The organism is Pseudomonas sp. PA-1-6B, from assembly GCF_021609545.1.
GTDB lineage: Bacteria > Pseudomonadota > Gammaproteobacteria > Pseudomonadales > Pseudomonadaceae > Aquipseudomonas > Aquipseudomonas fluorescens_BV.
The window spans coordinates 45,835-62,728 of the sequence record NZ_WJZM01000017.1 but is presented as its reverse complement, the minus strand read 5'-3'; the positions used below and the strand labels follow the sequence as shown (position 1 = coordinate 62,728).

General features: G+C 61.6%; 15 protein-coding genes and 1 pseudogene. 7 read left to right on the top strand and 9 right to left on the bottom strand.

Going from position 1 to position 16,894, the window contains the following annotated elements; genetic code table 11:
• Positions 1-184: 184 nt before the first annotated feature.
• Positions 185-1,513, bottom strand: a complete 1,329-nt coding sequence (gene miaB, locus GIV35_RS10905) for a tRNA (N6-isopentenyl adenosine(37)-C2)-methylthiotransferase MiaB (RefSeq protein ID WP_236265158.1) — start codon at positions 1,511-1,513, stop codon at positions 185-187.
• Between the two features lie 130 nt (positions 1,514-1,643).
• Between miaB and GIV35_RS10900 the strand changes: the two genes are divergently transcribed.
• Positions 1,644-1,970: a DUF1820 family protein gene (locus GIV35_RS10900; protein ID WP_003215457.1), complete on the top strand. Its 327-nt coding sequence runs from the start codon at positions 1,644-1,646 to the stop codon at positions 1,968-1,970.
• 127 nt (positions 1,971-2,097) lie between these two features.
• Here the strand turns inward: GIV35_RS10900 and GIV35_RS10895 are convergent, their stop codons facing one another.
• The 4 genes from GIV35_RS10895 to GIV35_RS10880 form a co-directional block, all read right to left on the bottom strand.
• On the bottom strand, positions 2,098-2,652 hold the full coding sequence (locus GIV35_RS10895) for a tetratricopeptide repeat protein (RefSeq protein WP_034126914.1): 555 nt from the start codon (positions 2,650-2,652) through the stop codon (positions 2,098-2,100).
• 226 nt (positions 2,653-2,878) lie between these two features.
• Complete coding sequence (gene hemL, locus GIV35_RS10890; RefSeq protein ID WP_032895176.1) at positions 2,879-4,162, bottom strand: glutamate-1-semialdehyde 2,1-aminomutase; 1,284 nt, start codon at positions 4,160-4,162, stop codon at positions 2,879-2,881.
• 11 nt (positions 4,163-4,173) lie between these two features.
• Positions 4,174-4,803 carry a thiamine phosphate synthase gene (gene thiE, locus GIV35_RS10885; RefSeq protein ID WP_014720063.1) on the bottom strand — a complete coding sequence of 210 codons (630 nt, stop codon included), beginning with the start codon at positions 4,801-4,803 and terminating at the stop codon, positions 4,174-4,176.
• 30 nt (positions 4,804-4,833) lie between these two features.
• The gene (locus GIV35_RS10880; protein WP_060764047.1) at positions 4,834-5,631 is read right to left on the bottom strand and encodes a hydroxymethylpyrimidine/phosphomethylpyrimidine kinase; all 798 of its coding nucleotides are present in this window, start codon (positions 5,629-5,631) and stop codon (positions 4,834-4,836) included.
• Between the two features lie 275 nt (positions 5,632-5,906).
• Between GIV35_RS10880 and GIV35_RS10875 the strand changes: the two genes are divergently transcribed.
• From GIV35_RS10875 to GIV35_RS10860, 4 genes are all read left to right on the top strand, one after another.
• On the top strand, positions 5,907-8,306 hold the full coding sequence (locus GIV35_RS10875) for a hybrid sensor histidine kinase/response regulator (protein ID WP_236265160.1): 2,400 nt from the start codon (positions 5,907-5,909) through the stop codon (positions 8,304-8,306).
• Positions 8,307-8,374: 68 nt separating this feature from the next.
• Positions 8,375-10,027 (top strand): acyl-CoA dehydrogenase family protein, encoded by a 1,653-nt coding sequence (locus GIV35_RS10870; RefSeq protein WP_236265162.1) that lies wholly within the window; start codon positions 8,375-8,377, stop codon positions 10,025-10,027.
• A 183-nt stretch (positions 10,028-10,210) separates the two neighbouring features.
• Positions 10,211-11,683 (top strand): AMP nucleosidase, encoded by a 1,473-nt coding sequence (amn, locus tag GIV35_RS10865; protein ID WP_153475217.1) that lies wholly within the window; start codon positions 10,211-10,213, stop codon positions 11,681-11,683.
• Positions 11,684-11,754: 71 nt separating this feature from the next.
• Complete coding sequence (locus GIV35_RS10860) at positions 11,755-12,390, top strand: pseudouridine synthase (RefSeq protein WP_236265164.1); 636 nt, start codon at positions 11,755-11,757, stop codon at positions 12,388-12,390.
• Here the strand turns inward: GIV35_RS10860 and GIV35_RS10855 are convergent.
• Together GIV35_RS10855 and GIV35_RS10850 are read right to left on the bottom strand one after the other, a co-directional pair.
• Positions 12,385-12,594, bottom strand: coding sequence for a DUF2788 domain-containing protein (locus GIV35_RS10855; RefSeq protein ID WP_025999909.1), 210 nt, complete (start codon positions 12,592-12,594; stop codon positions 12,385-12,387). The two genes, GIV35_RS10860 and GIV35_RS10855, sit on opposite strands and share 6 nt — an antisense overlap.
• A gap of 196 nt (positions 12,595-12,790) precedes the next feature.
• Complete coding sequence (locus GIV35_RS10850; RefSeq protein WP_003194418.1) at positions 12,791-13,270, bottom strand: Lrp/AsnC family transcriptional regulator; 480 nt, start codon at positions 13,268-13,270, stop codon at positions 12,791-12,793.
• A 427-nt stretch (positions 13,271-13,697) separates the two neighbouring features.
• Here GIV35_RS10850 and GIV35_RS10845 point away from each other — a divergent pair, with 427 nt between their 5' ends.
• Positions 13,698-14,660 (top strand): DUF6515 family protein, encoded by a 963-nt coding sequence (locus GIV35_RS10845; RefSeq protein ID WP_236265165.1) that lies wholly within the window; start codon positions 13,698-13,700, stop codon positions 14,658-14,660.
• Here the strand turns inward: GIV35_RS10845 and GIV35_RS10840 are convergent.
• The gene (locus GIV35_RS10840) at positions 14,657-15,550 is read right to left on the bottom strand and encodes a cation diffusion facilitator family transporter (RefSeq protein WP_105228627.1); all 894 of its coding nucleotides are present in this window, start codon (positions 15,548-15,550) and stop codon (positions 14,657-14,659) included. The genes GIV35_RS10845 and GIV35_RS10840 overlap by 4 nt on opposite strands.
• 9 nt (positions 15,551-15,559) lie before the next feature.
• Positions 15,560-15,979, bottom strand: coding sequence for a hypothetical protein (locus GIV35_RS10835; protein ID WP_003194410.1), 420 nt, complete (start codon positions 15,977-15,979; stop codon positions 15,560-15,562).
• A gap of 253 nt (positions 15,980-16,232) precedes the next feature.
• On the opposite strand from GIV35_RS10835, the pseudogene GIV35_RS10830 reads away from it, so the two are divergent.
• Positions 16,233-16,625: pseudogene (locus GIV35_RS10830) on the top strand (DEAD/DEAH box helicase); the annotation flags it as partial.
• Positions 16,626-16,894 lie beyond the last annotated feature (269 nt).

Sequence of the window (16,894 nt, the reverse complement as noted above, 5' to 3'; positions counted from 1 at the left end):
ACGCCAGGCGCTGGTGTGCGAAAGCACTTAAATAGCCTGGCCCCACTCTCGATAACCCTGAAGAACCTCTGTGGGAGCTGGCTTGCCTGCGATAGCGGTGGGTCAGTTGGCACATTGGGCACTGATACATCGCTATCGCAGGCACGCCAGCTCCCACATTTTGATCTTCATCCGGTCAGCGAGATCAGTTGATCAACGAGCCGCGCAACGAGTGTGGCTGCGCCGCATCAATGTGCACATCGGCAAACTGGCCGATCAGCGTGGGATTGTCGCAGCGGAAGTTGACGATTCGGTTGTTCTCGGTACGACCCTGCAGTTCACCCGGGTCTTTCTTCGAGTAATCGGTCACCAGAATGCGCTGGATCGAACCGACCATTTGTCGGCTGATTTCGAAGCCCTGCTGATTGAGGCGATGTTGCAGCACGTTCAAACGCTCTTTTTTCAACGCCTCCGGGGTTTCATCCAGCAGGTCGGCAGCCGGGGTGCCTGGGCGCTGGCTGTAGACGAACGAGTAGGAGAAGTCGAAACCCACGTCTTCGATCAGCTTCATGGTCTGCTGGAAGTCTTTCTCGGTTTCGCCCGGGAAGCCGACGATAAAGTCCGAACTGATGCAGATGCCCGGCACGGCGGCGCGCAGTTTGCGCAGTTTGGATTTGTATTCCAGTGCGGTGTGGTTGCGCTTCATCGCCGAGAGAATGCGGTCCGAACCCGATTGCACCGGCAAGTGCAGGTGCTTGACCAGCTCTGGTACTTCGGCGTGGGCCTGGATCAGGCTGTCGGAAAACTCCAGCGGGTGCGAGGTGGTGTAGCGGATGCGCTCGATGCCATCGACGGCGGCGACCACGCGGATTAGTTCCGCCAGGTCGGCCAGGCGGCCGTCATCGGTCTGGCCACGGTAGCCGTTGACGTTCTGGCCCAGCAGGGTGACTTCGCGCACGCCGTTTTCAGCCAGGTGGATGATTTCCGACAGCACATCGTCAAACGGCCGGCTGACTTCTTCGCCACGGGTGTAAGGCACTACGCAGAAGGTGCAGTACTTGCTGCAGCCCTCCATCACCGACACATAGGCGCTCGGCCCATCGATACGCGGTTCGGGCAGATGGTCGAATTTTTCGATTTCGGGGAACGACACGTCGACTTGCGGCAGCTTGGTGATGCGTGCGGCGTCGATCATCTCTGGCAGACGGTGCAGGGTTTGCGGGCCGAACACCACATCGACATAGGGCGCGCGGTCGCGGATCGCGGCGCCTTCCTGGCTGGCCACGCAACCGCCGACGGCGATCACCATGTCCGGGTTGGCCAGTTTCAATTCGCGCCAGCGGCCCAACTGCGAATACACACGGTCCTGGGCCCGCTCGCGGATCGAGCAGGTATTGAGCAGGATCACGTCGGCATCTTCGGCGCGGGCAGTGACTTCCAGGGCCTGGTGTTCGCCCAGCAAGTCGACCATGCGCGAGCTGTCGTACTCGTTCATCTGGCAACCGTGGGTTTCGATGTAAAGCTTCTTGGCCATGGGAATCGTCAACTGGTGGTAAAGAACCGCGCATTATAGGGGGCATGTCCATTGGTTCCTAGCGCTGTGCATCGGGTGCCATGCTATAGTTCGCGCCCTCTTTTATATCCCCATGTGTTGTTCGCCCACCATGACCAAACGTGAAGCTCCAATCTATAAGGTGATTTTCCTCAACCAGGGCCAGGTGTTCGAAATGTACGCCAAGCAGATCTATCAAAGTGATCTGTGGGGCTTCCTGGAGGTGGAAGAGTTCGTCTTTGGCGAGCGCACCCAGTTGGTGGTCGATCCGGGCGAAGAAAAGCTCAAGGCCCAGTTCGAAGGTGTGGTACGCAGCTTTGTGCCGATGCATTCGATTGTGCGCATCGATGAAGTCGAGCGCCTGGGGACGCCGAAGATCAGTGAGGCTCGGGGCATGAGCAATGTGATGCCGTTTCCGATGCCGATGCCTGAGAAGTAGGGCTTTAGACCGAGGGGTGTCTATCGCAGGCAAACCAGCTCCCACACTCGACCGCGTTTCAATGCTGGAATGCAGTCAACTGTGGGAGCTGGCTTGCCTGCGATAGCGATGTAAGGTCTACAAAAAATCAGGGAAGGGGTGAGAACGGCGAACGCCCATCAGCACTCTGCAATTCTTGCAGGTAGTTGCGGAAAATCTGCCCCAGCACCTGGGTTGCCACTTCCAGTTCATCGCGCTGCATGTGCTCGGCGACTTCGTCGGCAGTGTCCAGTGCGTCTTCGGCGCCGTTGACCGCGGCCATTTTCAGCACGATGTACGCCTGGACGTTGTTGGCCGGCACGCCTTCGCCTTTGAAGAACATGTTGCCCAACTGGTATTGCGCCTGGGCGTGGCCCTGCAACGAGGCTTTCTCGAAGTAGCTCAACGCTTTGTTGAGGTCAACGGCCGGGTTCTTGCTGTCGTGGTAGTACTCGCCCAACTCGTATTGCGCTTGCGCATCCCCTTCCTCGGCCTGTTTCTGGCACGCGCTCAGGGCTTCGGCCTGGCTCTCTGGCTGGGTATTGAGGGTGCAACGACCCATCGCTGGGATTAACAACGAGTTGCCGCCGGCCTGGGCATGTGCCAGTAGCGGTTGAAGGAGCAACAGGCAGCCCAGAACCAGGGTGCGGCCGGTGCGTTTCATGGGAATCGACTTACCTCTGACGGGGCGCGCGGACCCTCGAGGGAGTCCAATAAGCGCGCATTATGAAATAAGCAGGCCTCTGCTTACAAAGTCTTTACTCGTTTTTCTGCTGCTTGGGCAAGTTATCTGCCGGATTGCAGGGCAATTCTCGAAAAAACCAGGAATTCTCTGTAAGCAAAGTAGCAAATCTGACGCTGCCAGGGGCAACGCCAGAGGTTGCCGTCACTTATTTCAGGGCCGCGAACGCGCGCTCGGCAGCATCCAGGGTCAATTTCAATTCTGCTTCGCCATGGGCGATCGAAGTGAAGCCGGCTTCAAAGGCGCTCGGTGCCAGGTACACGCCGCCTTCGAGCATCAGATGGAAGAAGCGCTTGAACAGCTCGGCATCGCTGCCCATCACGTCATCGAAGGTGACGATATCGTCGGCGCCGCTGAAGTACAGGCCGAACATGCCGCCGGCCTGGGTGGTCACAAATGGGATGCCGGCCGCATCGGCGCGCTGTTGCAGGCCGTCGAGCAGGCGTGTGGTGTAGTCGGTCAGCTCGGCGTGGAAGCCCGGGCGGCTGATCAGGCGCAGGGTGGTCAGGCCGGCGGCCATTGCCAGCGGGTTACCCGACAAGGTGCCTGCCTGGTATACCGGGCCGAGCGGGGCGATGTGTTGCATGATCTCGCGCTTGCCGCCGAAGCAGCCTACCGGCATACCGCCGCCGATGATCTTGCCGAAGGTGCTCAGGTCTGGCGTGACGCCGTAGTAAGCCTGGGCTCCACCGAGGGCGACCCGGAAACCGGTCATCACTTCGTCAAAAATCAGCACCACGCCATGCTTGTCGCACTGCTCGCGCAGGCCCTCAAGGAAACCCGGGGCCGGTGGAACGCAGTTCATGTTGCCGGCGACTGGCTCGACGATGATGCAGGCAACGTCCTGGCCGACTTCGCTGAGCATCTGCTCGACGGCCGCGATGTCGTTGAACGGCAAGGTCAGGGTGTGCTTGGCGAACGCCGCAGGTACGCCAGCGGAATTGGGTACGCCTTGGGTCAGCGCGCCGGAGCCGGCTTTTACCAGCAGGCTGTCGGAGTGCCCGTGGTAGCAGCCTTCGAACTTGATGATGTTGTCGCGGCCGGTGAAACCACGGGCCAGGCGGATCGCGCTCATGGTGGCTTCGGTGCCGGAGCTGACCATGCGCACCATTTCCATCGACGGCACGATCGAGCAGACCAGGTCGGCCATCTCGGTTTCCATCGCGGTCGGGGCGCCGTAGGACAAGCCGTGCTGCAGTTGCTGGCGCACCGCGTCCAGCACGTCCGGATGGCTGTGGCCGAGGATCATCGGGCCCCAGGAGCCGACATAGTCGACATAGCGCTTGTCGTCTTCATCGGTGACGTAGGCGCCTTCGGCATGCTTGAAGAACAACGGCGTGCCGCCCACGCTCTTGAACGCACGCACGGGGGAGTTCACACCGCCGGGGATGTGCTTCTGGGCGTTGGCAAACAGGGTTTCGGAACGGGACATGATCGGGCTCTCTAAACTGAAGATTTAAGTAGGTCGTTGAACGCACGGGCGCGGCGAGTGACTTCCTGGGTGCTGTCGGCACCGAACAGGCCATGGACCACGGCGAGCAGGTCGGCCCCGTGGGCCACCAGCGGTTCGGCGTTTTCCAGGGTGACGCCGCCGATCACGCAGATCGGCAGGTGCAGGCGCTTGCGGGCCTGGGCCAGCATGTCAACGGTGGCGGCAGGTGCGCCGGGTTTGGTCGTGGAATTGAAGAAGCGGCCGAAGGCGACGTAGCTGGCGCCTTCTTTGGCGGCCTGTTCGGCCAGTTCGATCTGGCTGTGACAGGTGGCGCCGATGATCGCCTTGGCGCCGAGCAATGCCCGGGCCGAGGTCAGCGGGCCGTCGGTCTGGCCCAGGTGCACGCCGACGCCCAGGCGCGCGGCCAGTTCGGCATCGTCGTTGATGATCAACTGGGTCTTGTAGCGCGAGCACAGTTCGTACAGCTTTTCGGCTTCACGCAGGCGCCGTGCCTCGTCGCTGCTTTTGTCGCGGTACTGCAACAGGGTGACGCCACCGTCCAGCGCCGCCTCGACGTAGGCGAGGAATTTGCCGGCCAACAGCTGGCTGTCGGTAATGGCGTAAAGGCCGCGTAGTTTCATCGGGCAAACCCCTTGCTGACGAGCGATAAGTTACGAGCAGAAATCCAGCGGCAATCGGCGCGGCACGAACTGGCCCTGGCCGAGTTGTTCGGCATCACGCAGGGTACGCCACGTGTAGTTGAGGGCCGATTGCACGGCGCTGGCCAGGCCTTCACCCTGGGCAATGCGCCCGGCCAGCGCACTGGCCAAGGTGCAACCCGAGCCGTGATAACTGCCGGGCAAGCGCTGGCAGGTAAAGGTCTGGCGCGTGCCGTCGCGGCTGTACAGGCGATTGTGCACTTCGTGCTCATCACCATGGCCGCCGGTGATGAGCAGGTGCTTGATGTATGGCAGCAGCTTCTCGGCGCAGTCGTCGGCGCTGCCGTCGGGCAGTTCCGCGAGGATGCGCGCTTCTGGCAGGTTGGGGGTGGCGATCAATGACAGGGGCAGCAGCCGCTCGCGCATCGCATAACCGACCTCGTCCTTGCCCAGGCTACCGCCGCCGCCGGCGCGCAGCACCGGGTCGCAGACCACCGGTAAATGCGGGTGCGCCTGCAGCAGTTCGACCACGGTGTCGACCATCGCGGTGGAGCCGAGCATGCCCAGCTTGACCGCCGCGACTTCAGAGTCGCCGAGCACGGCATTGGCCTGGGCCAGTACCCACTCACGGTCAAGCACACGGAAATCACTGACATTGACGGTGTTCTGCACGGTCAGCGCGGTGACGGCCGGGGCCGCGTGGCAACCCTGGGCGAGCAGGGCTTCGATATCTGCCTGCAGGCCGGCGCCACCACTGGGGTCGTGGCCGGAGAGACAGAGGACAACGGGGCGAGAACTGTAGATATTCATGGTGCGCGAGCTTACCACCAAACGCTTTTTGCGTGGCTGCCTGGCGATGGCAGAAGTTTGCTGCTGCAGCGTCGCTTTGCGTGGCCGAGCGCTGCAACGCAGTGGTCTGAAAGCATTGCGCTAGAGCTGTTCTAAAAAAAGTTCCGGCAGTGGCTAATGGCTTTTACTGGCTATGCTAAAGTGCATCCCAATAACTTACTGTATCGCCGGTGTACGTCTTCTCAAAAGGAATGGGGGGCTTTTGACACAACCGGACCAGGCTACGCTGGGGCTCTATGCGCTATTTGCTGATGTTTATATTGTGCGGGCTACCGATGCTCGCCGGCGCTGTCGAGTTTAACCAGGACACGCGCAGCCTCCCGTTGGGTCGGGTCATGCAAGTGCTCGAAGACCCAACCGATACCCTCACCATCGCCGATGTCAGTTCCCCCGCCTATGCCGCCCAATTCAAGACCCACGACAAAGACACGCTCAATGCCGGCTATTCACGCTCGGTGTTCTGGCTGAAGGTCAACCTGCACTACACCGCCAAAGATCCCCGCGCACCACGCACCTGGTTTCTGGAACTGGCCTACCCGCCGCTCAATCGCCTGGACCTCTACCAGAACGACGGCACCGGCCACTACCGCCTCACCGCCCGCACCGGCAGCGCATTGCCGTTTTCCAGCCGTGAGGTGAGCCAGAGCAACTACCTGTTCAAGCTCAGCTTCTTGCCCGACCAGCAACAAACCGTCTACCTGCGCTTGCAAAGCCAAGGCTCGATCCAGGCACCGCTGACGTTGTGGGCGGGCACTGCCTACATGGAAGAGCAACCGTTGCGCTTGTATGTACTGGGGGCAATCTACGGTGTGTTGCTGGGCATGTTGATCTACAACCTGTTCATCTACCTGAGCGTACGCGACACCAGCTACCTCTATTACATCTTCTATATCGCTTCGTTCGGGTTGTATCAGCTGTCGGTCAATGGCGTTGCGGTGGAGTATTTCTGGCCGAACAACCCCTGGTGGGCGAATGCGGCAGTGCCCTTCCTGATCGGCTCGGCGGCCTTGTTCGGCAGCCTGTTCGCGCGCAGTTTCCTGCACACCGCGCAGCACAGCCGCTGGCTCAACCGCATCCTGCTGGCGCTGGCGGCCTGTGGCGGGTTGGTGATGGCACTGGCGCTGTTGACCAGTTACGCCGTGGCCCTGCGCCTGGCCACTGCGCTGGCGCTGGTGTTTACCGTGACCATCTTCGTAGCGGCCATCAAGGCCTGGTATTGCGGGCAGCGCATGGCGCGTTATTTCATCATCGCCTGGTCGGCCTTCCTGCTTGGCGGGGTGATCAATACCCTGATGGTGCTGGGTTACCTGCCTAACGTGTTCCTGACCATGTACGCCAGCCAGCTCGGCTCAGCCATTGAAGTGGCGCTGTTGTCCCTGGCCCTGGCTGACCGCATCAACGGCATGCGCGAACAGCAGGCGCAGATTCTCCTCGATGCCAGCCAGAAGCTGGAAGCGCTCAACCAGCAGTTGGCTCGCAGCAATCGCCTCAAAGACGAATTTCTCGCCACCCTGACCCACGAATTGCGCACGCCGATGAACGGTGTGATCGGCTCTTTGGAACTGATGCAAACCGTGCCTTTGGACGATGACCTGACGCAGTACCAGCAAACCGCCGCCGGCTCGGCGCGGGACATGATGCGCATGGTCAACGGCATCCTCACCCTCACCGAGTTGCAGGCCGGTCGCCTGGTGGCCCAGCCGCAGGTGTTCAGCCTGCGCGGCGAGCTCGATACCTTGCGCCAGCAGTTCATCGGCAGCGCCCAGGCCAAGGGCCTGGCGTTCTCCATTGACGTCGCGGATGAGCTGCCAGACCGGCTCATCGGCGATGCCCAAAAGTTGCGTCAGTGCCTGGATTGCCTGCTCGACAATGCGTTCAAATTCACCCACGTCGGCGCGGTGCGTTTGCGTGTGGTGGGTGTGCCGCAAGGGGGTCACGCTTTGCACCTCAGCTTTATCGTCACCGACACCGGTATCGGCTTTGCCTTTCTCGATGAGGCCACGTTGTATCAGCGTTTCTTTCAGTTGGACGGCTCGATGACGCGTGAATACGGCGGCCTGGGCATTGGCCTGGCGATTTGCCGGCAGTTGATCGAACTGCTGGGCGGGCGCCTGACCCATCATTCGGAGCCCCGTAAAGGCAGCCGCTTCCAGTTGGAAGTGGACGTCAGCGCGGTGCCGCAGCAGGTGACGCCCGCCACGCAAACGCTGCCTGCACAGCGTGCGCCTCAGGAGTGCACGGTGCTGTTGGTGGACGACAACAGCGTGGGCCAGTTGGCGGTGCGTGGCATGTTGCTCAAGCTCGGTTACCGGGTCAAAACCGTAGACAGCGGCCCGGCGGCGCTCGCTGCATTGCAGGGGCACAGCTTCGACGCCGTGCTGCTGGATGTGCCAGAGGGTGGCTTTTCGTTGTGCTGCCAGATTCGCGCATTGCCCGGCTGCGGTGAATTGCCGGTGATCGCCCTGAGTACATCGCCCAATGGGCCGGAGCGTGAGCGCTGCCATGGTATTGGCATGACGGACCGACTGGCCAAACCGGTGCGTTTCGACGCCTTGCAGGCGGCGCTTGAGCGCAGCGTACTGTATGTGGATGAGGGTGAAAGCGCCGAGCATTCGGCGCGTATGCCACTTTTTTAAGGCCCTGTACGGTGCTTAACTGAATTGAAGGTCACTTTTCATGCGGCCTTTTTTCCAGGAGGCCCGTCATGAACCTGCATCAGTTTGCCGAAACCCACGACGTCACCAACCAGCCACCGTCCCTGGACGGCACCAACCTGTATCGCATCGACTTGCCTTTGCAGGAATGGTCACGCCGCTTTGGCGCCGGTTGGGCCCAAGCGCGAATTGATGCCTACGGCGCGCTGGCGGGTGGGCCGTTGATGGCAGCCGGGTTCCTGGCCAACCAGAACAAACCGGTGTTCAGTAGCCATGACCGTTACGGCCATCGCATCGACCTGGTGGAGTTTCACCCGGCTTATCACGAGCTGATGCGCACCGCCGTCGAGCATGGCCTGCCGTCGCTGCCCTGGGCCCATCCGCAGCCTGGCGCCCATGTGGCGCGTGCGGCGATGACCTACCTGCATAGCCAGGCCGAAGCCGGCAGCGGCTGCCCGCTGACCATGACCTTCGCCTGCGTTCCGGCCCTGCGCCTGCAACCGGAGCTGGCGGACCTCTGGCTGCCTAAAGTGCTCAATACCCACTACGACCCACGCAATGTCGGCATCGCCCACAAGGCCGGCGCCACTATCGGCATGGCCATGACCGAGAAGCAGGGCGGCACCGACGTACGCGCCAACACCACTCGCGCTTACCCCGTGGGCGCGGGTGGCCCCGGCCAAGCCTACGAACTGGTGGGGCATAAATGGTTCTGCTCGGCACCGATGTGCGATGGCTTCCTGACCCTGGCCCAGACCGACAAGGGCCTGACCTGTTTCCTGCTGCCCCGGCACCGACCGGACGACACGCGCAACGAGTTCTACATCCAGCGCTTGAAGAACAAACTCGGCAACTGCTCAAACGCGTCCAGCGAAGTGGAGTTTCGCGGTGCCCTGGCCTGGATGGTCGGTGAAGAAGGCCGCGGCGTTCCCACCATCATCGAAATGGTCGCCATGACCCGCTTCGATTGCATGGTCGGCTCCAGCGCCTTGATGCGCCAGGCGCTGACCCAGGCCAGCCATCACTGCGCCCATCGCCAGGTGGGTGGCCGCGTGCTCAGCGAGCAGCCGCTGATGCAGAACGTGCTGGCCGACCTGGCCCTGGAAAGCGAAGCGGCCCTGGCCTTGAGCCTGCGCATGGGGCGCGCCCTGGATCAGCTTGATGATGAACATGAAGCCAAGTTCGCCCGGCTGGTCACAGCCGTGGGCAAGTATTGGATCTGCAAGCGCGCGCCGGCGATGATCAACGAAGCTGCCGAATGCATGGGCGGCGCCGGGTACGTGGAAGACAGCATCCTGCCGCGTCTTTACCGTGAGGCGCCGGTGAATTCGACGTGGGAAGGTTCCGGCAATGTGCAGTGCCTGGACGTATTGCGTGCACTGTCCAAAGAGCCGGGGGTACTGGAGGCGCTGTTTGTCGAGCTGGGCGATGGCCACGGCCACAAGCAGGTGGCGCGGCATATCGAGCAACTGAAGTCGGCGTTTATGGATACCCAGGACATCCAGTACCGCGCGCGGCAACTGACCGAGGACATTGCCCTGGCGTTGCAGGCCAAGTTGTTGCTGGAGGCGGGCAATGCGGCGGTGAGCGATGGGTTTATTGCCAGCCGGCTGGGTGAATCGTCGGGGCGCGTATATGGCACCTTGCCGCGCGGGGTGGATGTGCAAGCTATTGTCGCCCGCTCAACCCCACAATCCCTCTGAATAAACACAATCCAAATGTGGGAGCTGGCTTGCCTGCGATAGCGGTGGTCCAGCCAGCAATTATGTGGCTGATAGACCGCTATCGCAGGCAAGCCAGCTCCCACCTATCAACGCATTCCACTTCTGGTGTTTCGGTGAGGCCTGGATACAGGCAAGATAAAGGCCTGCAAGTCAGAACACAGGATGCTTACCGTGACCGAAGCTTTTGTTGTCGTTAAAACCGCCGAAGAAGCCGTGGACCGGCTGGCGGCTCTGCATGAGCGTGCGACTGGCGCGCTCAACCAAGCGCTCAAGCAATACCTCAAGGACCGCGTCGAACCCGACGCCGCTCAACGCGCACTGTTTCGCTACCCGGAACTGCGCCTGACCTACCACTGCCACGGCGAAGTCCCACAGACCACTCGGGCGTATGCCAAGGTGCAGCTGCCGGGTACCTACAGCGTCACCGTGACCCACCCGGCCGCGTTCCGTAAGTACCTGCTGGAGCAACTGGTGCCGCTGATGCACGACTTCACCGTGACGGTGGAAGTGGGCGTCAGCCAGCAGAACATCCCGTACCCCTATGTGGTGGAGCAGGGTGATGAACTGGCCGGCTCCGGCGTCACCGCCGCGACCCTGGCTCGTGTATTCCCCAGTACCGACCTGTCCGCCGCCACCGACGGCATTGCCGATGGCCTGTACGACTGGGAAAACACCGACCCGCTGCCCCTGGCCCTGTTTGATGCCGCCCGCGTGGACTTTTCCCTGCGTCGTCTGGTGCATTACACCGGCAGCGACTGGCGCCATGTGCAGCCGTGGATCTTGCTGACCAACTACCACCGCTACGTGGACCAGTTCATCCTGCATGGCCTGGAGCAACTGCGCAGCGACCCGCGGTTTATCCGTATGGTGCTGCCCGGCAACGTGGTGATCGACAAGAGCATGGACCACGGCGAAGCCTCGGCCATTGCCGCCGGCGTGGTCTGGCACCGCTACCAGATGCCGGCGTATCACCTGCAGGCCACTGACGGCCACGGCGTGACCTTGGTGAACATCGGCGTAGGCCCGTCCAACGCCAAGAACATCACCGACCACCTGGCCGTACTACGCCCGCATTGCTGGCTGATGATCGGCCATTGCGGCGGCCTGCGCCAATCCCAGACCATCGGCGACTACGTACTGGCCCACGCCTATATGCGCCGCGACGGAATTCTCGACCGTGTAGTACCGCCGAACATCCCTATTCCGGCCCTGGCCGAAGTGCAGTTGGCGCTTCAGCAGGCGGCGGCCAAGGTCACTGGCGAAAAAGGCGAAGAGCTGAAAAAACGCCTGCGCACCGGCACCGTGCTGACCTATGACGACCGGAACTGGGAACTGCGCTGGGCCCAGGAGCGGCCGCTGATCAACCTGTCCCGTGCCGTGGCCGTGGACATGGAAAGCGGCACCATCGCCGCCCAGGGTTACCGTTTGCGCGTGCCTTACGGCACCTTGTTGTGCGTATCGGACAAACCCTTGCACAGCGAGATCAAGCTGCCGGGTTCGGCCAACGCGTTCTATGAGCGTGCGGTCAGCCAGCACTTGAAGATCGGCATCGAGGCGGTCGACCTGTTGCGCACCGAACTCAACTCCCTGCACTCGCGCAAACTGCGCAGCTTCGACGAACCGCCGTTCCGCTAAGCGGTTGGGATGGTCATTTAGCGGTCAGGCCACTAGCATTGTCGGTCCTGACCGTTAGATGTTCCTTTGCCATGTCCCGTCCCAGCCGTCCTGATTCGCGCCGTCCTGGCGTGAAACCACCGCACTCTGCCGCTCGCCGCGTTGCCAAGGCGCCACCGGCCGAGCCCAAGTTGATCCTGTTCAATAAACCCTTCGATGTGCTGACCCAGTTCAGCGACGAAGGTGGGCGCGCGACCCTCAAGGACTTTATTGATATCCCCGGCATTTACCCGGCGGGGCGCCTGGACCGTGACAGCGAGGGCCTGCTGCTGTTGACCAACGATGGTCAGCTACAAGCGCGCATCGCCGACCCCAAGCACAAACTGGCGAAAACCTACTGGGTGCAGGTAGAAGGTGAACCCACCGAAGAGCAGCTGCAACGCCTGCGCCAAGGCGTGGAGCTCAACGACGGCATGACCCTGCCGGCCGAGGCGCGGCAACTGGATGAGCCGGCATTATGGCCGCGCAACCCGCCGGTACGTTTTCGTAAAAGCGTGCCCACCCACTGGCTGGAATTGGTGATTCGCGAAGGGCGTAACCGCCAGGTACGGCGCATGACCGCGGCGGTAGGCTTGCCGACACTGCGCCTGGTGCGCGTGCGTATTGGTGAGTGGTCGATCGACGGCTTGGATCAAGGCCAGTGGAAGGCAGTGCCGGCGCGCTTATAAGGCGCCGGATTCAATCAGGCCGATCACCACGCTCTTGATGATAAACGCCGCCACGCCCAGGCCCAGCACGAAAAACAGGATGAACGAACCAAAGCGCCCGGCCTTGGATTTCTTTGCCAGGTCCCAGACGATGAAGCCCATGAAAATGATGAGGATAGTGACCAGGCCGGTCATCATCCATTCTTCAAACAGGGCGGGGTCGATGTTGTTCATGGGGCTCTTCCGACAAGACAAGCGAGCAGTATACGGCAGCGTCACAAACGCAACATTGACCTGAGTCCTGCACGGTCAAACTGTAGGAGCTGGCTTGCCTGCGATAGCGGTCTGTCAGTGATCGTGAGGCAAACTGGCCCGCCGCCATCGCAGGCAGGCCAGCTCCCACCGTTGAACATGGTTGTTCTCAGGTGCGCAGGTGGGTCAGGGGCAGTTCGGTGCTGTTGAGCACCTGATTGAGCACAAAGCTGGACCGCACGCTGGTCACCCCTTCGATCCGGGTCAAATGCCCCAGCAGCAATTTCTGATAGTGATCCATGTCCGGCACTACCACCTTCAACTGGTAGTCCGCATCCATCCCGGTCACCAAACTGCACTCCAGTACTTGCGGCAGGGTGCGGATGGCGGCTTCGAAATTCTCGAAGCGCTCCGGCGTGTGACGGTCCATGCCGATCAGCACGTAGGCCGTAAGGCTCAGGCCGAGCATCTTGCGGTCGAGCAGGGCGACCTGGCGGGCGATGTAGCCGTCGTCTTCCAATTGCTTGACCCGGCGTGAGCAGGGCGAAGGCGACAGGCCGATGCGTTCGGCCAGCTCCTGGTTGGAGATCCTCGCGTCGCGCTGCAATTCCGCCAGAATACTCAGGTCGTATCGGTCAAGCTTGCTCATTGGGTTGGCCTTTGTCGTAACTATTGCGGTGAATTATCCATGAAGGGTTAAAAATTGCGCAAGCACTGTTTATTGACGCAATCTTCGCAATCCTCTGCCCGCCCGGCACGCCTATGATTACCAACAGAATCACCGCCTGGACAACAGTCCACAGCAGCGCGCCCAATCAGGCCCGTTGCGGCCGCCGCCCCAGCAGGGTTGAGCCGGCCTCCAGGCTGCACACTGTCCACAAGACGGCGTGAGGTGAGCCAACGTCAAAAGCGTTGAGCACGGACGAAATTCTCAAGGGGTGGCCGACGGGTCACCCCTTTTTCTTTGTGCGCGTTTTGCCTTCAGAAAATAGTTCTCGTGACTGATAACCTGTCTCAGAACCGGGCGAGGCTTTTCCAGTCTCATGATCAAGCCCCAATCCGCAGTGAGGAAAAGCATGAAGCGCATCTGGCGTATGGCAGGTGTTGGTTTGCTGGTGGTCAGCGTCGGCTCCCAGACGATGGCCGACGAACGCGATAACTCACCTGGCCAGGGGCAACGGCCTGAGCACAATCAGCCACGCCCACAAAACCCGCAGGGTGATCGTGGCGGCCAGCACGAAGGCGGCCAATGGCAAGGCCGGCCTCAAGGTCATGAGCCGGGGCGACCGGCACCGCAACCGCAACCCTCCAATAACCTGCCCATCCAGGGCCGGCCCGATACCGTGCGCCAGACCCAGGAGCCGCGCCAGGGTTATTACCGTGATATTCCCCGACGCAACGATGACAACAGGCATTGGGAGGCCGGTGGCCCCGGTTCGCGTCCGAGTAACGATCGCCCCGGTGATAACCGCTGGCCAGGCCGCCCCGACGGGCATGGCAATGGCTGGGGCCCAGGCCCGCAGCATCGCCCTGGATATGTCATCGACCGTTTCCCCGATCGCAATTATCGCGTGCCCTACCGTGGCCAGGATTACTTCTTTTCGGGTGGCTACTGGTACCGGCCCCAAGGCCCACGCTACGTAGTGGTGACGCCGCCCTATGGCATTCGCGTGCATTACCTGCCGGACTACGCACGTGAAGTGTGGGTAGGCGGCTCGCTGTTGTTCCTCGCCGCAGGCGCCTATTACGCCTACGAGCAAAGCACCCAGCAATACGTGGTGGTACAACCACCGACGCAGGTGCCATCACCTGCGCCGACGCCTCAAGGCAACGGTTATGACGTGGTGGCTTACCCGGCCAACGGCCAATCGCCAGCCCAGGTACAGCAGGACGGCTACGACTGTTATCGCTGGGCGGTGCAACAAAGTGGCTTCGACCCGCGCACCGTTACCTACGCCCCGGACCCTGCGGTAGTACAAACCTATCGCCAGGCCCAGGGCAACTGCCTGGGCAGTCGCGGTTATCAGGTGCAGTACTAGGTTTTGTTACCGGTGACCACTTCCCGCGGGTCGGCGTGCACCAGCACTTCGGCCTTCGGATATTCCCGGTGGATGGCATCGGCGGCCTGGTCGCTGATGCCGTGGGCCACCGACAGCGTCAACTCCCCCGGCAATTCCAGATGCAACTGCACAAACCAGTGGTTGCCGGAAACCCGAGTGCGCAAGTCGTGGGCGCCCAGCACGCCGGGTACGCCGCGGGCCAGTTCGAGCATGTGCTGGCTGACATCCGGCGGTAGCTCTTCGTCCATCAACACCGCAAAGCTTTCCCGGGCGATCTGGATTGCGCTCCACAGAATGTAGGCGGCGATCCCCAGGCCGAACCAGGCGTCGACCTGATGAAAGCCCACCCCAGCCAACACCAGCGCAATCAGGATGCTGCCATTGAGCAGCAAGTCCGAGCGGTAATGCAGCGAGTCGGCGCGCACCGCATTGGAGCCGGTCTCGCGCACCACGCGGTGTTGCAGCACCAGCAGAGCCACGGTCAGCGCCAGGGACAAGATAATCACGCCGATACTCAACCACGGTGCGCCAACCGGCTCTGGGTGCTTGAGCCGTTCATACGCCTGGAGCGCAATCAGCACCGCACTGCCGGCGATAAACAAGGCCTGCGCCATCCCCGCCAGCGACTCCGCCTTGCCATGCCCATAACGGTGATCGTCATCGGCCGGGCGCAGGGCGTAATGCACTGCCAGCAAATTCAACAGCGAAGTGATGCCGTCGAGCAGTGAGTCGGTCAGCCCGGCGAGCATGCTCACCGAGCCGCTGAGCCACCAGGCGATGGCCTTGGTCACAATCAACACACAGGCCACGCCCACCGAGGCGCGGGTGGCCAGGCGCAAGAGCCTTGCGTGTTCGGGGCTGCTGGTCATGAACTGTCCTTACGCGGCAGGCTGCAGGCCCAGGGCCGCCAGTTGCTGCACGCTGCCCTTGAACTGGATCAGGCGTGGGTCGTCCAGCGGCAAGGTGCGGCCGGTTTCTTTCTGGATGATGCTTTGCAGCTTGGCGTTATCAACCGTGCCGTCGGCGCCGATGGCTTCGTGCAGTTTCTCGGGGGCGACCTGGGCGGTCTTGCCCGGTTCGAAGTAAATGGCGCCCGTGGCGAAGTCGACACCGAAGGCGATCAGGCCGGGGATCACATAAAACAACAGGCCGAGGGCATCGAGTACCGCGATGGTAGGGTCGATCTTGCCGTCGATCTGGCCACGGCGGTCTGGGTAGAAAATCGACCCGCAGGCGGTGAGTTGGCTCAGCAGGGTGACGGCGAGGACACCGCCGATGACACGGGAAGCGATACGCATGAAAAAGTCTCCTGAACATATTTAAGGGTGACTATAAGCCAGATCGGCCAGGCGCCGATGAACCCATGTGGGAGCTGGCTTGCCTGCGATAGCGTCGGCTCGGGGAATACAGCGGCAACTGTCACACCGCTATCGCAGGCAAGCCAGCTCCCACCTTTGACTGCATTCCCAGTCCCAAGAGTGGCTGTTTTTGAGACCCGCATCGGCATCCGGCAGTTCGCCGTTATACTCGCCGCTCTGCTTTGGAGCCAGTATGAATTCGTTGCCGATCGATGATGTTTTACCCGCCCTGCGTGACGCCTTGGCTCATCGCCATGAAGCCGTGCTGGAAGCGCCCCCCGGCGCCGGTAAAACCACCCGCGTGCCCTTGGCTTTGTTGCATGAGCCCTGGCTCGCCGGGCAAACCATCCTGATGCTCGAACCCCGGCGCCTGGCTGCCCGTGCTGCTGCCGAGCGGCTGGCCAGTGAGCTGGGTGAAAAGGTCGGTGAGACCGTGGGTTACCGCATTCGCCTGGACAGCAAAGTCGGCCCCAACACGCGCATCGAGGTCGTCACCGAAGGCATCCTCACCCGCCGCCTGCAGGACGATCCGGCGCTGGACGGCGTGGGCTTGTTGATCTTCGACGAGTTCCACGTTTTGTCACTTGTACCGAAATAATCCTGTTTTTTGTCAAAATGCCCTGTCATTCCGTCTTCCAGATCCCCCTTCTGATCCTCCTCTACTCCAAGATCACTCTCCCAGTCTTCACTTTCGACCTTTGTCCCACCTCCCCCAATTCCACCTCTACACCCATCCCTTCTCAATCATCCCTGGTCTGCAAGGGTTTGCAGGTGCAGGCAAAGTCGACAGCCTGCTGTTTGAGTTGCTCAGCGGCTTCGGCTTGCCAAGCTAGATCGCCGTGTTCGAAACACCTG